Below are 17,407 nucleotides of genomic sequence, written 5' to 3'. Positions count from 1 at the left end.
CCTACTCTCTTCCTCGTTTGTTCATTTATTATTTAGTATATTATTATAACATAATTCTATTCTTTCGTATTACATGGCTAATTACATTATGACTCATTTTGTATGATAAAACATGCGCCTGTAGCATGATTTTTAATCGGGAATTTTAGACTTTGAGTCCGTTCTATATAAAAGCTATTGCTATCATAACATATTCATTAAAATAACGATAATTAATTTCCTTCTATATAAATGCTTTATCACCATATAAAAATAACTGGCAAAATCAACAAGTGAATTTTGCCAGTTATTTTTATATCATCATAAATTTAGTTTTACGCTTTACCGTTAGAACCAAACTCTTGAATTTTTTCTGTAACTGTTTTGATAATCGCATCCACACCAGGACCGATTACTTTACGTGGATCATAAACTTTATCGTCAGTAGCTAATTTTTCGCGAACAGCTGCAGTCCAAACGATTTGGCATTCAGTGTTAACGTTGATTTTGCTGTGACCTAGTTCAATTGCTTTTTTAATTTGGTGTTCCGGAATTCCAGAACCACCGTGAAGTACAAGTGGAGCACCTGTAAGTTCAGAGATTTCTTTCATTTCGTCAAAACCAAGTACAGGTTCGCCGTGATAAGGACCGTGAACAGAACCTAATGCTGCAGCAAGTGCATCAATGTTAGCTTCTTTAACAACACGTAAGCATTCTTGTGGATCAGCATAGTTGATTCCACCAGTTACTCCGTCTTCATCCCCACCAACAGTACCAATTTCAGCTTCTACAGATACGCCTTTTGCATGCGCATAATCAACAACTTGTTTAGTCATTGCAATATTTTCGTCGATTGGGTGGTGAGAGCCGTCGATCATTACAGAAGAAAATCCTGCATCGATAGCCGCTTTACAAGAATCAAAGCTTGAACCATGATCAAGGTGAATTGCAACAGGTACAGTGATTTTCAGGTCTTCTACAAGTCCTTCAGTCATTTTTACAACTGTTTTGAATCCTCCCATGTATTTAGCAGCTCCTTCAGAAACTCCTAAAATTACTGGTGCTTTTTCTGCTTCTGCAGCTTTCAAAATAGCTTGTGTCCATTCAAGGTTGTTGATGTTGAATTGGCCAACAGCATATTTCCCAGCTAATGCTTTTTTCAGCATGTCTGTCATGTTAACGATAGGCATAATACAATTTCCTCCCTCAGGAATTTAGGAAAACCATTTTTGATTTCCCCTAGATTTGAATTTCCGCCGTGAAAAATAGTGGCAGCTATTTTCCCCTAACAAAGTATATGATAACAGATTTGTGATGAATTTACCATATAAACAAGAAAAAAATATCGTGAAAACGCTTTAGCCTCTAAGACGATTTATTATTCTTGATTTATCTGCAAATATTTCTAAGGCTTCTGGAATAACCTCTAATGTATACGGGGCTTTTCCACCATAGACTCCATCATAACTAATGTTTAAGTCTGCCATACTTCTAATTTCCACTTTATTGGTACGTACATGAATTACATGTTCGCTTTCCAAATGAGTACCTTTTTTTATTGAAGTAAATAATTGAAATAACTTCTGCGGCGACACTTTTTTTAGGATTAAAAGTTCAAACATACCACTATTTAGTTGGGCTGGTGGACAAAGCGTTTCCATCCCGCCAACTGAATTTGATTTATTAACAAAAAACAGTAAAATTTCGCCCTGAAATAATTGATCATTATAACTAATTTCTACATTTACTGGCGATAGTTTAGGTAATATCCTAAGACCACTAAAAAGATATGCAAGCCTACCCCATTTTGATTTCATTGATTCTTTCACTGCATAAGTTATTTCTGTAATTTTCCCACCTGCTGCATTATTAATAAAAAATTCGGTTTCATTTGCTTTTCCAATATCTACTCGAATAGTCTCTTGTTTTGCGATAATATGAAGTGCTTCTAGTGGATCCTTCGCAAAATTAAGTGCTCTTGCGTAATCATTTGTCGTTCCTACTGGTAAAATACCTAGTTTTGGTGGATTAGTCACTTGCATTAATCCATTAACCACTTCATTTACTGTCCCATCTCCACCTGCTGCTATCACTACATCATACTCTTCTTCTGCCGCTTGTTTAGCAATTTTTTTAGTACTCTTTGGCGCTTTTGTAGACGGAACTAATGTTACATCAAAATCTGCATTTGTTAAAATTTGTTCTGCATCCGGAAGTAATTTTCTAAACTTATTCTTTCCAGCTGCCGGATTATATATTATCATCGCTCTCTTTTGCAAATTGCCGCTCCCTCTTTCCTATTTATAGAGTTAAGTTTCCTATTTTGCTTTAGGGATGTCAACTTGTTTGACTATAACAAACCTTATCAGTAAAATGAGGCCTTTTTACCCACTACCAAACACATATTTATTGTTTTCGAATTTCCTTTTTCAATGTGAAATAGAAATTTTATTACTATTCTGTGACAAATTATATGCAAATAGGTTCATTGTTGCCAATTTCCATTGACTCCATCTTAACCTATTGTCATAATTAGTATAGATTATTTTTTAAAAAGTAATGTAGTTAGGAGAGGATTAGAACTTTGAAAAAATTAGTAAAGTCAGCGGTCGTATTTGCAAGTCTTGCTATTGTGGGTGTTTCCGCAACCACAATTGCAGAAAAAGCAAGTGCTTCTTCCATTGACACGGTACAAAAAGCGGATGATCAATCCGTTTATATTCCAAAAGGAGTTAGAGACGGAACTGCTACAGAGGAACATGATGGCTTTGAAGATGAGACTATTACCGTATTAAAGGAAGTCCCTTTGCTTCGTGCTACATCAGGTTATCCTAACGTTAATTCCTATATTACAACAAATAAGTTCTCTACTGCATCAATAGAAAAGCAACTAAAAAGCCAATTCCCTAAATTCAACTATCGTAATGGGTATGGAAAACCAGAGGGAATTGTTATACATGAAACTGCCAATAATTCATCCACGATTACAGGTGAAATTAGTTATATGAGTAGTAATTATAACAACGCTTTCGTCCATGCATTTGTGGACAAATCCCGTATCATTCAAATTCATCCCACTCAAAATGGGGTATGGGGTGCCGGTCAATATGCTAATGCTCGCTTTATTCAAGTAGAACTGGTCCGTTCGAAAACATTTGATGAATTTGCTCGCTCTATAAATAACTATGCATACTATACTGCCTATCTCTTAAATCAATATAAATTACCTGTGGATAACGCTCACGGAGATGGCAAAGGTACTGTTTGGTCACATGATGCAGTCACTCGCTATCTTGGTGGAACGACACATACAGACCCTGTCGGCTATTTCAATCAATGGGGCTACAATTTCACTGATTTTGTTTCTTTAGTAAATCAAAAGTATAAAGCGATGCAAGTAACATATGAACAAATTGAATATGAAAAAGCAATCACTGCCTACAGCCGCGTAAAAACCACCACTGGAAATTCTGTCTGGACACGACCAAACAAAACAGAAGGCGCTAGACTAGTAAACCCACTTTCTTCCTATACCGGTAAAAATTTACGCATTATCCGTGAAGCTAAGACCCCTAGCGCACTTTGGTATCAATTTAGTGTAGATGGAAAAACAATTGGTTGGGTAGACTCCAAAGCGCTTAATACCTTCTATACACCCAGTATGGAAAAAGTCTTAACTGGAACACGCTATGTTCTTCCAAGTAAACAAAACGAACATTATTATGGATTACCAGTTGCTGATTCTGCAATTGATCGTGGTCCTCTTTCTAAATTCAATGGAAAAGCCCTTACATTACAACGTGAAGCTACTATTGAAGGACAACTCTGGTATCGTGTCAAAGACCTCGGTTGGGTGAAAGCAGCAAACTTAACTACCACAAAATACGACTTAATTGAGTATGAGAAACCGATTACCGCTTATAGTCGAGTAGAAACAGCAACTGGATATTATGTCTGGACAAAGCCCAATAAAACCGAAGGTGCTACACAAATAAGCGCCCTTTCCACTTATTCTGGGAAAAATCTACGAATTGTTCGTGAAGCAAAAACTCCAAGCGCCATTTGGTACCAATTTAGCGTAGACGGAAAAACAATTGGTTGGGTAGATTCTAAAGCTTTGGATACTTTCTATACTCCTAGTATGGAAATCAACTTTACTGCGACTCGTTATGTGGCTCCCGGTAAAGAAACACAACATTATTACGGATTACCTGTCGCTGACTCCGCAATTGATCGCGGTCCTCTTTCTAAATTTATGGGGAAAACTCTTACCGTCCAACGGAAAGCCACTATTGAAGGTGAGTTATGGTATCGCGTCAAAGACTTGGGCTGGACTAAAGCTTCTACTTTAACTGCTAATCAATATGATAGTATTGAATATGACAAAGCAATCACTGCCTATAGCCGAGTGGATACCGCAGTTAATAATTCTGTATGGACAAAGCCTTATCGAACTTCAGGTTATGCGCTTGTTAATCCACTTTCTACCTATTCAGAAAAAAATATGCGTATCCTTCGTGAGGCAAAAACAGCGAGTGGTATCTGGTATCAATTTAGTGTAGATGGAAAAACAATTGGTTGGGTAGATTCCAAAGCTTTGGATACTTTCTACACACCTAGTATGGAAAAAGTTTTAACTGGAACACGCTATGTTCTTCCAAGTAAACAAAACGAACATTATTATGGATTACCAGTTGCTGATTCTGCGATTGATCGTGGTCCCCTTTCTAAATTCAATGGAAAAGCCCTTACATTACAACGTGAAGCTACTATTGAAGGACAACTCTGGTATCGTGTCAAAGACCTCGGTTGGGTGAAAGCAGCTAATCTATCTGATACACAATATGAACAAATTGAATATAACAAAGCAATTACTGCTTATAGTCGGGTAAATACTGCATCTGACAATTATATTTGGAATAATCCTGGGAAAACCGAAGGTGCTACACAAATAAGCGCCCTTTCCGCTTATTCTGGGAAAAATCTACGAATTGTTCGTGAAGCAAAAACTCCAAGCGCCATTTGGTACCAATTTAGCGTAGACGGAAAAACAATTGGTTGGGTAGATTCTAAAGCTTTGGATACTTTCTATACTCCTAGTATGGAAATCAACTTTACTGCGACTCGTTATGTGGCTCCCGGTAAAGAAACACAACATTATTACGGATTACCTGTCGCTGACTCCGCAATTGATCGCGGTCCTCTTTCTAAATTTATGGGGAAAACTCTTACCGTCCAACGGAAAGCCACTATTGAAGGTGAGTTATGGTATCGCGTCAAAGACTTGGGCTGGACTAAAGCTTCTACTTTAACTGCTAATCAATATGATAGTATTGAATATGACAAAGCAATCACTGCCTATAGTCGAGTGGATACCGCAGTTAATAATTCTGTATGGACAAAGCCTTATCGAACTTCAGGTTATGCGCTTGTTAATCCACTTTCTACCTATTCAGAAAAAAATATGCGTATCCTTCGTGAGGCAAAAACAGCGAGTGGTATTTGGTATCAATTTAGTGTAGATGGAAAAACAATTGGTTGGGTAGATTCCAAAGCTTTGGATACTTTCTACACACCTAGTATGGAAAAAGTTTTAACTGGAACACGCTATGTTCTTCCAAGTAAACAAAACGAACATTATTATGGATTACCAGTTGCTGATTCTGCGATTGATCGTGGTCCCCTTTCTAAATTCAATGGAAAAGCCCTTACATTACAACGTGAAGCTACTATTGAAGGACAACTCTGGTATCGTGTCAAAGACCTCGGTTGGGTGAAAGCAGCTAATCTTAGTGAGAATAACTAAAGATAAAAAAGTTTCAAGCTGAAATAGAAGTGACTCATTAAAATGAAATAGTAACTAAAAGTAATGATTATTAGGTTATGGATTATCGATATTCTATCGGTGATTTATAGCCTATTTTTTTGTATACTACATTGTATGATATTTTCACTTATTTTGTGTCCCAACTTAATTAGTTCGGTGATTTTTCTTTTATCCTTTCTAAAATAAATACATTTTGTATCTATTGCTCTAACATTTCTAATTTAGTAAACCTCCTGAATCAGTATATTTTATTCATTGATAATACATGAAGCGAGAAGTTCTGAAAAGTTCACAAAAGTGAATGATGCTCTTTTCTATGTATAGCGTTTCATCTATTTCAACATGCGACTTCTTATTCATTTCTATTTTTAAGTTTATTATAGCTCTACTTGTATTTTAGAAACTTTTTTGTTTAATCAATCTTTTATTGTCCAACCCATAAAGATTTCCACCGAAAGTATACTAGTTCTAAATGGATTATAGAAATGATATTTTTCACCGTTTCTTTCTGCATCTTCCTAGTTTAATCATAATTACTTTGACAGTAAGATTTTTTATCTGAATAGCCATTTTTTCAATTGGATGAATTATTATCGTTCCTATTCAAAAAGCATTACTTATTGAATTCGAGTAACATGAATTCAGCAAGTAATGCTTTTTTCTATATGCGCTAGCTTATCAATCAAAAGCGCTTTTATCTTATTTACTATTAAGCGCTGCGCCAATAAAGTCTTTAAATAAACTTTGTGGACGATTAGGACGAGAAATAAATTCTGGGTGGTATTGGCAAGCGACAAACCAAGGATGATCTTTTAATTCGACAACTTCTACTAGACGACCATCTGGACTTGTTGCAGAAACTATCATGCCAGCTTCTTCCATTTGTTCTCTATATTCGTTATTAAACTCATAGCGGTGGCGGTGACGTTCTTCTACAAGTGTAGTACCATATGCAGCTTCTGTTTTCGTTCCTTGCTTAATGCGTGCTGGATATAAGCCAAGACGGAGTGTGCCACCCATATTTTCAATGTTTTTTTGTTCAGGTAATAAATCAATAATGTTATGTTTTGTTTCTGGTTTGATTTCAGCAGAATGTGCGTCTTCAAATCCAAGAACATTACGAGCAAATTCAACTGTTGCCAGCTGCATTCCTAAACAAATACCGAAATATGGCACTTTATTTTCGCGCGCATATTGAATTGCAGCAATTTTACCTTCAATTGCTCTATCACCAAATCCACCAGGAACTAAGATACCATCGACGTCTTTCAAGATTTCAGCAACATTTTCTTTCGTTACTTTTTCGGAATCAATCCAGTCAATTTCGATTTCAGCATCATGATTGTATCCTGCATGACGAAGTGCTTCTGCTACAGAAAGATAGGCATCTTGTAAGGAAACATACTTCCCAACAAGGCCAATACGAACTTTTTTGGATAAGTTTTTCACACGATGTACTAAATCTTTCCAATCTGTCATTTCTGCTTGAGGTGCTTCTAAATGCAAGTGTTCTAGGACAATATCATCCATTTTTTGTTTTTGTAAGGAAAGTGGTACGTTATAAAGAGTTTCTTCATCACGAGATTCAATAACCTCTGAAGCCTTAATATCACAAAATAGCGCAATTTTATCTTTCATTTCTTGGGAAACCGGTTGCTCTGTACGAACGACAATAATATTTGGTTGGATTCCTAGGCTACGAAGTTCTTTCACACTATGTTGTGTTGGTTTGGTTTTCATTTCGCCAGCTGCTTTGATATAAGGGATTAAAGTTGTATGGATATAAAGTACGTTTTCAGCACCTACATCTCCTTTGATTTGGCGAATTGCTTCTAGGAAAGGTAAAGATTCAATATCTCCAACAGTTCCACCAATTTCTGTAATAATAATATCCGAATTAGTCATGCGAGCTGCACGAAAAACACGATCTTTTAATTCATTCGTAATATGTGGAATAACTTGTACTGTTCCACCTAAGTAGTCCCCGCGGCGTTCTTTTTTAATAACTTCTGAGTATACTTTACCAGTTGTTACATTACTATACTTATTTAAGTTAATATCAATAAAGCGTTCGTAATGACCAAGGTCCAAGTCAGTTTCCGCACCATCATCTGTTACATAAACTTCCCCATGTTGGTAAGGACTCATTGTTCCTGGGTCCACATTGATGTACGGATCAAATTTTTGAATGGTTACACTTAGTCCACGGTTTTTCAGCAAACGTCCAAGTGATGCTGCTGTGATTCCTTTACCGATGGATGAAACTACTCCACCTGTCACGAAAATATACTTTGTCATATTAAAAAATCTACTCCTTCCTGAAATGAAAAACTTGCAGGGTTCTGACGATTTTCCTGCTGGGGTGGGAAATTGCCAGATAAAACAATATTGCGATATTTTTTACGTACTTATCACAATTTCAAGTATTTTGTAAACCAAAATAAAAAACACTCCGCCTACTTTATAAAAGTAAGGGAGCGCTGAATCTCATAAATATCCGTCCCTATAAAAGGGAGCCCAAATAAAATACTACTAATGATAGCGAAAGAAGTCAAGCGTTTATTTTTTGAAACCGTCATCAACCGCACTAATACGTAATAAAAAAAATCAGATAAACATTCACTCTAAAAAAGTGCGTTTACCTGACCTAAAAATTATTATTTATTTTCTGGGTCTTCTGTATAATCCCCATCAGTATAGTCATCTTCTACAGTAGACAAATCGCCTTCAATTCCGTCTGGCAAGTGATCATCGTCGTCTTCATCAAGTAAGACATCTGCAAGGGAAATTTCTTCTTCCCCAAGCTCTTCCACGATTTCTTCATCATAGTCCACATCATCGTCAAGAATTTCTTCCTCTTCTTCATCATCATCTGATTTACGTTTTTTCTTCGGTGTTGTTTGTGTTTGAACTTCTTCATCAATTGCATCCATTGGATACCAAGCACGAAGTCCCCATGTGTTATTTCCAAGTGAAATGAAGTTACCATCAATATTCATATCTGTATAAAATTGAACAAGACGTTCCCTTATTTCTGCATCTTTCAAACCTAGGAACGATTGAATCTCTTTCACTAATTCAGGGAAAAGAATCGTTTCCTTCCGCTGTTCCAAAATAAAATGTGCAACATCGATTAAAGATAGTTCACTACGTTCTTCTTGCGTTAAGTTCTTTAAATCCAAAACTGGCACGCCCTTTCTATCGTAATTCCAATTTATTTAGCTATTTTTTCGTTCAGCCCAACTTCACTATTTTACATGTTATTTCTGGCAAGTACAACCTAAATTTACATAATTACATCAATTCTTCTTGACTATTTTATATCCGATGTAAAAGAATAGGATGGCCATTAGAAGAATTGGGATGGATCCAAGTTGAAAGTCGTAGAGAATATAGATTGCGACGCACAGAAACACGAAAAGCAGCGCCAAAATTATTAATCGCTTCATCATATGCTCTCCCCGTTTTTTCAATTACCTATGTTTCTATTAACTTTAGTACATTTTGGTTATGACGTCAACGAGTAACTTATAATTTTAAGGTTTTACATTTTTTCTGGCGCTGATACACCAAGAAGCGTTAAACCATTTCTAAGAGTAATTTGAGCCGTCTTAATAAGCGCTAGTCTAGCTTTTGTTACTTCTAAGTTGTCCATATCAAGCACTTTATTGCTATTATAAAAACGATGGAAAGCACTAGCTAAATCATTTAAATAACGTACAATTCGATGAGGGGCTCTTTTTACAGCAGCTTCTGCAACAACATCTGCAAATTCGCCTAATACTTTTAGCAAATCATATTCTGCTTCGGTTTGAAGTAAACGCATATCTGCATCTTTTGACACATCTAGGTTTTGCTCCTTACCAGAACGTAAAATGCTTGAAATTCTTGCATGCGCATATTGGACATAATAAACAGGATTATCATTAGAAGTTGATTTTGCCAAGCTCATGTCAAAGTTCATATGTGTATCTGAACTGCGCATTGCAAAGAAATATCTTGTTGCGTCTAAGCCAACTTCTTCAATTAAGTCCCGCATCGTCACTGATTTCCCAGTTCGCTTACTCATTTTAACTTGTACGCCATCTTCAAAAAGGTGTACTAATTGGATGATTTCTACTTCTAATTGCTTTGGTGAATATCCTAATGCTTCAATGGCTGCACGCATACGTGGAATATAACCATGATGATCCGCACCCCAAATATCAATTAAAACATCAAACCCTCGCTCTAATTTGTTTAAATGATAGGCAATATCTGGTAAGAAATAAGTATAGCTTCCGTCCGACTTAATCAAAACACGGTCTTTGTCATCCTCAAAATCAGTAGTACGTAACCATGTTGCACCATCTAGCTCATAAATATAGCCATTTTCACGTAGTCGTTCCAGAGCTGGCAACACTTTGTTTTCTTCATAAAGCGATGTTTCTGAAAACCACTCATCAAATGAAACACGGAACTCCTCTAAGTCAGCACGCAATTTTGCAGTTTCAAAAGCTAGCGAATCCACCCGAAAAACTGAACGACGCTCTTCCTCGCTAGTATTTACATATTTATCACCATATTTTGCTGCTAAATCTTTTCCAAGTGAAATTATATCAGCACCGCGGTAACCATCTTCTGGAAATTCCGCTTCTAACCCTAACGCTTCAAAATAGCGAGCTTCAGCTGATAAAACTAAATTATTAATTTGATTTCCAGCATCATTAATATAATATTCTCTTGAAACATTATAACCAGCCATTGTCATGATATTCGCTAGTGAGTCTCCAATCGCAGCTCCACGTGCATGACCTAAATGCAAGTCACCAGTAGGATTAGCAGACACAAATTCAATTTGGAACTTTTCACCTTTACCAAAATCAGACTTTCCGTAAGCTGTATCTTCAGCTAAAATAACTGGTACTAAATCCGTTAAATAAGCATTATCTAAGTAAAAATTGATAAATCCTGGGCCTGCAATTTCTACTTCTTTAATCAATTTATTATCTTTTTTTAGTTCTGGCACAATACTTTCCGCAATTTGACGAGGTGCTTTTTTTGCTACACGAGCAAGTTGCATTGCAATATTAGTGGAATAATCTCCATGCTTTTTATCTTTGGGAACTTCTAATAAAATTTCTGGTACTTCTGCTTCTTCTAAACCAACCGCTTGAACAACTGCTTGTTTAATGTGGCGGATTAATTTAACCTGATTCTCTTGCATGACATTCATTCTGCGTCCTCCTCTATTTTCATTAAAACAGTATATGAACCGATGTACTCGCCATGGCTTAGTAAATCGTATTGAAATGCGACTTCACTTAAAACATCTGGCTTGTTTTCATATAATTCTTCCATTGATACTAATTCTGACTCTAGTTGTAATTTACCCGCACCTGAATCTATAGACGCAGTACTTCTTCTGTTATCTCGGAAAAAGTGCATTCGCATATTTACAGCCCCGCTTCTCATTAAAAGTAGCTCGTTGTCAGCAATTTTGAGAACTGTGCGAATCGTGCCAGCTAATTGTTTTTCCTCATAATGCAGATAGCGATTGCCTTTATCACGGTAAAAAACACCAGCTACAGACATATTCGTTTTCTCTTCTGCATCCATCTGGCGGATGACATTGGTGATATGAATAGTTACTTTTTTTCGTTCCATTTGATTAGCTGTCATATCGCTTATTTACCCCTTTCCGGTCAGAAGAATAGACGCATTATATTATAGTTAAAAATAGCATGAAAAGCAACAGGTTAAAATGAGGTTAGACCGAAAATCGTTAATATTATGTTAAAAACAAACGGAATAACCGTGTTAAAAATTGGTTGAATAGTGAAATCCGAAATTGGTGTTAGCACAATAACAAGGAAAATAAGCATTGCATAACGTTCCACTGGCTCAAGTTTAGCCCTAGCAGACATTGGCAAGAATTCCACTAGTATCTGGTAGCCATCCAAAGGTGGAAGTGGAATTAAGTTAAATACAAATAAAACGATATTTAATTGCACAAAAATCATTAAAAATGTTTCTACTACTGAACCGTATGCGAAAAAATCAAAGTTCAGAAACAGAGCATAAAAACCGACACCAATTACTGCGAGCACCAAATTACTTATTGGACCTGCAAGTGAAACCAAAATACTGCCAAGACGTCTTTTCTTTAATTTAAAACGATTGACCGGAGTTGGTTTAGCCCAACCGAAACCAGCAATTAAAATCATTAATAAACCAAATAAATCAATATGCACAAGTGGATTTAAAGATAAACGCCCTTGATTTTTGGCTGTATCATCACCAAAGGCAAGCGCTACTAACGCATGTGCCCACTCATGGATTGTAAAGGCAATTAATAAAGTAACTAAAACATAGGGAATAAGTTCAAGCGGATAAGCAAGAAAACTAGGCATAAGCGCCTCCTTTATCATTTAATGGATAATTTTTATGTGGTATAATGAGAAAAACATTTATCGAGGTGAGAACATGCCATTTGTTACTATTCAATTCTTAGAAGGACGCAATGATGAACAAAAGAAAGCCTTAGTTAGCGAAGTAACGGAAGTCGTTTCCAAAAATTTACAAGCTCCTAAAGAAAATATCCATGTCATTTTACAAGAAATGAAAAAAACAGATTACGGTGTTGGCGGCGTAAGAAAATCAGATATTTAAAAGTAGTAGAAGCAGGGTTTTACCGTGCTTCTTTTATTTGCCCTTTAGAGAATGCGCATGAATTAAAGAAATCATTCTCTCAGCTGTTTCTGAGTCTACTTGACCGCTTTCAATAAAATCTAGCGGGTAATATAATTTAATATCGGTTCGACGTTCTCTACCAATCGCTTCTACAACCGGAGACTCTGTCGATAATTCATGTAACTCACCGTTTCCCATCAATAACTTAATCGGATCTTTACCACTACCAACTCCTGGAAGATAGTAATCATATGGTAAGTCAGAAGAGGAATCGATGACTAAGTAATAGGATGGATCTATATCTGCTTTTTCAAGCAACCCCTTAAGTTCCGCATAAAGTTCCGCATCTTCTTTTGGATTATAGTTAAGGTATCTAAGCAATCTTCTATTTAAAAAACGCTGACATAAATCGCTTAAAATCGGATCATTTTCTTTTTGCCAAATTGAAAAATAGAACATTAAAACAATATCATCTAAAATAAGATATTCTTCTAAATCAACTTCCTCTTCAAAAAAAGGTAATACTTGAATCGGTGAAACTTGAAACTCGTACCCAGCACAATAAAGTTTTTTAGCACGTTCTAAAATTTTCCATAGCAATACTTCCCCACTACGACTTACAGGATGGAAATACACTTGTTGGTACATTTGATAGCGACTCATAATATAATCCTCAACGGCGTGCATTCCAGAGTATTTCACTATCACACCATTACCATCTGGACTTGGCCGCAGTACCCGTAAAATCCGCTCTATATCAAACTTTCCATAACTAACACCCGTATAATAAGCATCTCGTAATAAGTAATCCATACGATCCGCATCAATTTGGCTTGAAATCAACTTTACTAGCGTTTGGTTTGGATAGTTTTTCTTAATGATAGCAGCTACCTTCAACGGAAAATCTTCCCCAACACGTGCTAAAACAGCGCTAACCTCTGTATTTCCAATAATAATTTCTTGTGTAAACTCTTCGTGGTCTGTTCCAAACACTTTTTCAAAAGCATGAGAAAATGGACCATGACCTAAATCATGTAAAAGTGCAGCACATAAAGCAATCAGGCGTTCTTCTTCATCTAACTGAGTTTCTTTTGCAAAGGTGACATCAATAATTTGCCGTATAATCTCATATACACCTAACGAATGATTAAAACGGCTATGTTCAGCGCCATGAAAAGTGAGCGATGTCGTACCTAGCTGGTGAATTCGTCGCAAACGTTGAAATTCTTTTGTCGCAATTAAATCCCAAATCACTCTGTCAGAAACATGGACATAACCATGAACTGGGTCTTTAAATACTTTTTCTTCAAGTAGTTTCTCTGTTAAATAACTCATGTGCCGCTCTCCTTTCGTGTTTTCTAGGTAAGTACTTTGTTATTCCTTATGATTAGCCGATCATAGTATGCTGGGAAAAGATCAAGCTCTTCTGCTGTAAGTGTTCCCGACACAAGTTCTCCTGCATAATGCCGTAAACTATTGAATAACCTAACTAAACAGCTATTTACATCCATATTTTCTTTCATTAAATCTGATAATGTTCCCATCACTTTAGGATCGACATCTGGAAAAGTATATTTCGATTGCTTATCTTTTCCACTAATTGTATAAAAATCTCGAATTAATGTGGAGCGTGCAGTTTGATCGCCATCTACTGCTAAATAAATCTGAACAGCCACACCTTTAGCCATCCTTCGCTGGGAGATGCCAGCAAATTTTTGTCCTTGAATACTAAGGTCATAGCTTCCAGGGCAGTAAGAATGGACAATTTCCTTCGCTTCGATTACTTCCTTACAATCAACAAACATGTCTTTAATAAGTGTGAACATTGTTTCATAGCCGCGCTCTATTGCAATTCCTCGTTCAGCATCTGGAAGCACGATTGAAAGATTTAACACGCCAGAATCAAGCACTACCGCTAAACCACCTGAATTGCGAACAACCACTCGGTAACCTTGCTCTTGTAAAAAAGCAATACCTTTATCTATATCTGGCAACTTAGAATCTTGTATTCCAAGCGAAACTGTCTTTTCATGAACCCAGCCACGAACAGTTGAAGGAGCTAACCTCGCCCCTACTGAACGGCATAACGTATCATCTGTAGCAAACGATTGAATTGCATCAAAAGCTGGGTTAATAGTTGTATTATCAATAAAGCGCCATTTTTCTTGTTTTAGTAAAGTTCGTTCGATATCCATCACTATATCCTCCACGATTTTCTTTTTGTTATTATAGCATACTAGTGATGATTTTAGTTGAAAACGGCTTAAAATAGCCATTTAATCATTATTTATGTTTTTTACGTAGCTATTTTACTTTTTTTCGCTTGATGTTGAAAACTAGCGCTGTAATGATTGATATAACAATGGTTTTTGCAATTATATCCTTTTTCATTTCGATCGCCTCATTTCCTTTTCTTTATTATAACAAAATTAGCATACAAAAAAACCTAACTTCTATAAAGAAATTAGGTTCTATCTAAAAGCCTAGGGAGCTTTTTTAGCTAATTATTTTACCAGTCGTAACGATCTTCTTTATTACGGTTAGAAGATTTTGTGTTATTCCCCCACATACGATAAAGCAGGTATCCAATTCCACCTAAAATTAAAATTGGGAAAAGGAAGTGTAATGTAATACCAATAACCTTTAATACAATATTAAGTGCAATAATCCCTAAAATAACTGTGAAAAATATTTTCCAAAATTTATTCATGATAATTTCCTCTTTTCCTTAAATTATTTACTACTTGCAAGTGGAACGCTATTAATTTCCTTGGCTTGAACGAGCAACTCATTGTCTTGTACGACGATTTTATATTGTTTGTTTTTTTTGAGTTGTGTGGTAGACATAAAGTTAACCTTTTGACTGTTTCCATTATTATCTAGACACGATTCGTTGAAAGAGTAACCCTTGAATTTTGACTTAGTTACTTCTTTGCCATCGCTTTTGATTGTAACGTAGTATGTATTTGCTGCTGAGCCAATTGGTGCCGAAAATTCGATTACAACCATCGTTATGACAAAAAGTGCAGCCAATAAACCAAAAATTCCCTTTTTCATTGCTTTTACCTTCCTTTTTTGTTGATAAGTTTATTATAGAAGACTCCCTTGGAATGAACGAACGGCTACAGGCTGAAAATTGGTACATCCTAAGTCTTATTTTAATTCAACTTAAAAAAAGTGAGTCTAGGATTTGACCTAAACTCACTTTTTCTTAATGTTTCTCTATCCATTTATAGTTTTCCGAGCCGATTGGATAAGTTGTATAATTTTTTAAATCACTCTTTTGTAAATATGCGCGTCCGCCTTGATAAAGTGGAATAAGTACCGCATTCTCTTTTAGTAAGATTTGCTCTGCTTCAAGTAATGCTTGCCACCTTTTTTCTGGATTTGTTGATAGATTTCCTTTAGCGCCAAGGACTAGCTCATCATATTTAGGATTAGAAAAACCCGTATGATTTCCTGGACTATTGGTTAAAAATAGGTTTAGATATGTTAATGGGTCTTGATAATCGCCACCCCAACCACCTAATAAAATATCAAAATCTTGAGTGACATCTGCTTTAAAACTTGCTTGATTAGTAATGTTTTTTAATTTAATCGTTAAACCAGGTAAATTTTCTTCTAATTGGTTTTGAATAAATTCTGTTTGTTTGCGTTGTAAGGAAGTGTCACCACTTGTTAATGTAAGTGTTAATTCTGTTTTACCAATTTCCTTTAACCCTTGATTCCATGCTTTTCTGGCTTGTTGTAGATCAAATTTTAGCAAGTCGCCATTTTGCTTTCGGAAATCTTCTTTCGTTTCCGGATCAAACATAATCCCACTTGGAACATTGCCATTTAACGCTTTAGAGCCATTTGCTAATAACGTATCCACCATTCCCGCTTTATTAATTGCCATTGCTAAACCACGACGTAAATTCAAGTTTGCTAAATCCGTTTTTTCTCCGTCTTTCCCTTGATTCATTTTCATATAAACAGAGCGTCCAGTTGCTTCTTTATGGAAGTTTTTATCATTTTTATATTGTTTTACAAATTCCCCATCAAGCTCCACACGGTCTAATTTCCCTGTATTATATAAATTTAGCGCTGCATTTGTATCTTTTACGACGTTTACATGAATTTTCTCCGTTGTAACATTTTTTTCATCCCAATAAGTTGGATTTTTAATATAATCCCAGGTTAAATTAGTTCCATTCCAGTTTTTAAGTTTATATGGTCCATTCGAAATAAGTGTGTCGCTATTTGTTCCATAACGGTCCCCTTGCTTCTCTACAAATGCTTGATTTTGCGGAAAAAATGTTCCAGTAGTTAGTAGTTCTTTAAAAATGGGAACTGGGTTTTCTAATTCAATTTGTAATGTTTTTTGATCTAATGCTTTAATACCAAGCTCATCTGGAGACATTTCTCCCTTTAAAATTGGTGTTGCATTTTTAACGATTTCTTCCATTTGAGGTCCATATGCTGCCGCAGTTTTTGGATCTACTACTTTTTTCCACGCATATTCAAAATCAGCTGCCGTCACAGAGTCGCCATTTGACCAATTAGCATCTTTACGAATTTTAAAAATAAGCGTTTTCCCGTCATTTTTCTCTTCTGGTTCGCTGGCTGCAAGAGCAAGAACCGGCTTACCTTCTTTATCTAAGCGATATAACCCTTCAAATATTTGATTGATTACACGGAAACTCACACTATTATCTGCAAGTGTTGGACTCGCATTTGGAATTCCACTCGTTTCCATAATATTAACTACTTTTGGTTTCTGTTCTGATTTTACACTTTCTTTTTCCCCATTATCGCCAGACTGACAAGCTGTAAGTACAAGTAAACATAGCAAACTAAGTGCCGCTAACATTTTTCTGGCTGTTTTATGCAAAATTTTTCCTCCTTTTTTTGTAAGCGCTTTTGATATACGCAAAAAAATGACGGAAT

Annotated in this window: 14 protein-coding genes; 2 read left to right on the top strand and 12 right to left on the bottom strand. The window is 36.0% G+C overall.

Going from position 1 to position 17,407, the window contains the following annotated elements; genetic code table 11:
- Positions 1 to 314 precede the first annotated feature (314 nt).
- Together fba and HCJ45_RS10085 are read right to left on the bottom strand one after the other, a co-directional pair.
- On the bottom strand, positions 315 to 1,169 hold the full coding sequence (gene fba / locus HCJ45_RS10090; RefSeq protein WP_003724024.1) for a class II fructose-1,6-bisphosphate aldolase: 855 nt from the start codon (positions 1,167 to 1,169) through the stop codon (positions 315 to 317).
- A gap of 168 nt (positions 1,170 to 1,337) precedes the next feature.
- The gene (locus tag HCJ45_RS10085; RefSeq protein WP_187124717.1) at positions 1,338 to 2,258 is read right to left on the bottom strand and encodes a diacylglycerol kinase; all 921 of its coding nucleotides are present in this window, start codon (positions 2,256 to 2,258) and stop codon (positions 1,338 to 1,340) included.
- Between the two features lie 305 nt (positions 2,259 to 2,563).
- Here HCJ45_RS10085 and HCJ45_RS10080 point away from each other — a divergent pair, with 305 nt between their 5' ends.
- Complete coding sequence (locus tag HCJ45_RS10080; RefSeq protein WP_187124716.1) at positions 2,564 to 5,785, top strand: GW domain-containing glycosaminoglycan-binding protein; 3,222 nt, start codon at positions 2,564 to 2,566, stop codon at positions 5,783 to 5,785.
- A 720-nt stretch (positions 5,786 to 6,505) separates the two neighbouring features.
- Here the strand turns inward: HCJ45_RS10080 and pyrG are convergent.
- The 5 genes from pyrG to HCJ45_RS10055 all read right to left on the bottom strand — a co-directional run bounded on the left by pyrG (position 6,506) and on the right by HCJ45_RS10055 (position 12,198).
- Positions 6,506 to 8,104, bottom strand: a complete 1,599-nt coding sequence (gene pyrG / locus HCJ45_RS10075) for a CTP synthase (RefSeq protein WP_187124715.1) — start codon at positions 8,102 to 8,104, stop codon at positions 6,506 to 6,508.
- Between the two features lie 359 nt (positions 8,105 to 8,463).
- Complete coding sequence (rpoE, locus tag HCJ45_RS10070) at positions 8,464 to 8,988, bottom strand: DNA-directed RNA polymerase subunit delta (protein WP_187124714.1); 525 nt, start codon at positions 8,986 to 8,988, stop codon at positions 8,464 to 8,466.
- A 362-nt stretch (positions 8,989 to 9,350) separates the two neighbouring features.
- Positions 9,351 to 11,021 carry an arginine--tRNA ligase gene (gene argS / locus HCJ45_RS10065; RefSeq protein WP_187124713.1) on the bottom strand — a complete coding sequence of 557 codons (1,671 nt, stop codon included), beginning with the start codon at positions 11,019 to 11,021 and terminating at the stop codon, positions 9,351 to 9,353.
- Entirely contained in the window at positions 11,018 to 11,467 is a 450-nt protein-coding gene (locus tag HCJ45_RS10060; protein WP_185349098.1) for a YwiB family protein, read from the bottom strand. Before HCJ45_RS10060 ends, argS begins: the two co-directional genes overlap by 4 nt.
- Positions 11,468 to 11,544: 77 nt before the next feature.
- Positions 11,545 to 12,198, bottom strand: coding sequence for a site-2 protease family protein (locus HCJ45_RS10055; protein ID WP_187124712.1), 654 nt, complete (start codon positions 12,196 to 12,198; stop codon positions 11,545 to 11,547).
- Positions 12,199 to 12,271: 73 nt separating this feature from the next.
- Here HCJ45_RS10055 and HCJ45_RS10050 point away from each other — a divergent pair, with 73 nt between their 5' ends.
- Positions 12,272 to 12,457, top strand: a complete 186-nt coding sequence (locus tag HCJ45_RS10050; protein ID WP_221636609.1) for a 2-hydroxymuconate tautomerase — start codon at positions 12,272 to 12,274, stop codon at positions 12,455 to 12,457.
- 33 nt (positions 12,458 to 12,490) lie between these two features.
- On the opposite strand, the gene HCJ45_RS10045 is transcribed toward HCJ45_RS10050, so the two are convergent.
- The 5 genes from HCJ45_RS10045 to HCJ45_RS10025 all read right to left on the bottom strand — a co-directional run bounded on the left by HCJ45_RS10045 (position 12,491) and on the right by HCJ45_RS10025 (position 17,351).
- Positions 12,491 to 13,813: an HD domain-containing protein gene (locus HCJ45_RS10045; protein ID WP_187124711.1), complete on the bottom strand. Its 1,323-nt coding sequence runs from the start codon at positions 13,811 to 13,813 to the stop codon at positions 12,491 to 12,493.
- Positions 13,814 to 13,836: 23 nt separating this feature from the next.
- Complete coding sequence (gene lipL, locus HCJ45_RS10040) at positions 13,837 to 14,673, bottom strand: lipoyl-[GcvH]:protein N-lipoyltransferase (RefSeq protein WP_187124710.1); 837 nt, start codon at positions 14,671 to 14,673, stop codon at positions 13,837 to 13,839.
- A 314-nt stretch (positions 14,674 to 14,987) separates the two neighbouring features.
- Positions 14,988 to 15,188, bottom strand: coding sequence for a hypothetical protein (locus HCJ45_RS10035; protein ID WP_187124709.1), 201 nt, complete (start codon positions 15,186 to 15,188; stop codon positions 14,988 to 14,990).
- A 23-nt stretch (positions 15,189 to 15,211) separates the two neighbouring features.
- Positions 15,212 to 15,535, bottom strand: coding sequence for a YxeA family protein (locus HCJ45_RS10030; protein WP_185349107.1), 324 nt, complete (start codon positions 15,533 to 15,535; stop codon positions 15,212 to 15,214).
- A 154-nt stretch (positions 15,536 to 15,689) separates the two neighbouring features.
- Complete coding sequence (locus tag HCJ45_RS10025; RefSeq protein ID WP_187124708.1) at positions 15,690 to 17,351, bottom strand: peptide ABC transporter substrate-binding protein; 1,662 nt, start codon at positions 17,349 to 17,351, stop codon at positions 15,690 to 15,692.
- Positions 17,352 to 17,407 lie beyond the last annotated feature (56 nt).

It is taken from the genome of Listeria immobilis (assembly GCF_014322845.1).
Classification (GTDB): Bacteria; Bacillota; Bacilli; order Lactobacillales; family Listeriaceae; genus Listeria; species Listeria immobilis.
This window is presented reverse-complemented; position numbering and strand designations above follow the sequence as displayed.

Bases quoted from the DNA above. Each gene is read 5' to 3' on its own strand.
- fba (WP_003724024.1), bottom strand. From the start codon at position 1,169: ATGCCTATCGTTAACATGACAGACATGCTGAAAAAAGCATTAGCTGGG.
- pyrG (WP_187124715.1), bottom strand. From the start codon at position 8,104: ATGACAAAGTATATTTTCGTGACAGGTGGAGTAGTTTCATCCATCGGT.
- argS (WP_187124713.1), bottom strand. From the start codon at position 11,021: ATGAATGTCATGCAAGAGAATCAGGTTAAATTAATCCGCCACATTAAA.
- HCJ45_RS10060 (WP_185349098.1), bottom strand. From the start codon at position 11,467: ATGACAGCTAATCAAATGGAACGAAAAAAAGTAACTATTCATATCACC.
- HCJ45_RS10055 (WP_187124712.1), bottom strand. From the start codon at position 12,198: ATGCCTAGTTTTCTTGCTTATCCGCTTGAACTTATTCCCTATGTTTTA.
- HCJ45_RS10050 (WP_221636609.1), top strand. From the start codon at position 12,272: ATGCCATTTGTTACTATTCAATTCTTAGAAGGACGCAATGATGAACAA.
- HCJ45_RS10045 (WP_187124711.1), bottom strand. From the start codon at position 13,813: ATGAGTTATTTAACAGAGAAACTACTTGAAGAAAAAGTATTTAAAGAC.
- lipL (WP_187124710.1), bottom strand. From the start codon at position 14,673: ATGGATATCGAACGAACTTTACTAAAACAAGAAAAATGGCGCTTTATT.
- HCJ45_RS10035 (WP_187124709.1), bottom strand. From the start codon at position 15,188: ATGAATAAATTTTGGAAAATATTTTTCACAGTTATTTTAGGGATTATT.
- HCJ45_RS10030 (WP_185349107.1), bottom strand. From the start codon at position 15,535: ATGAAAAAGGGAATTTTTGGTTTATTGGCTGCACTTTTTGTCATAACG.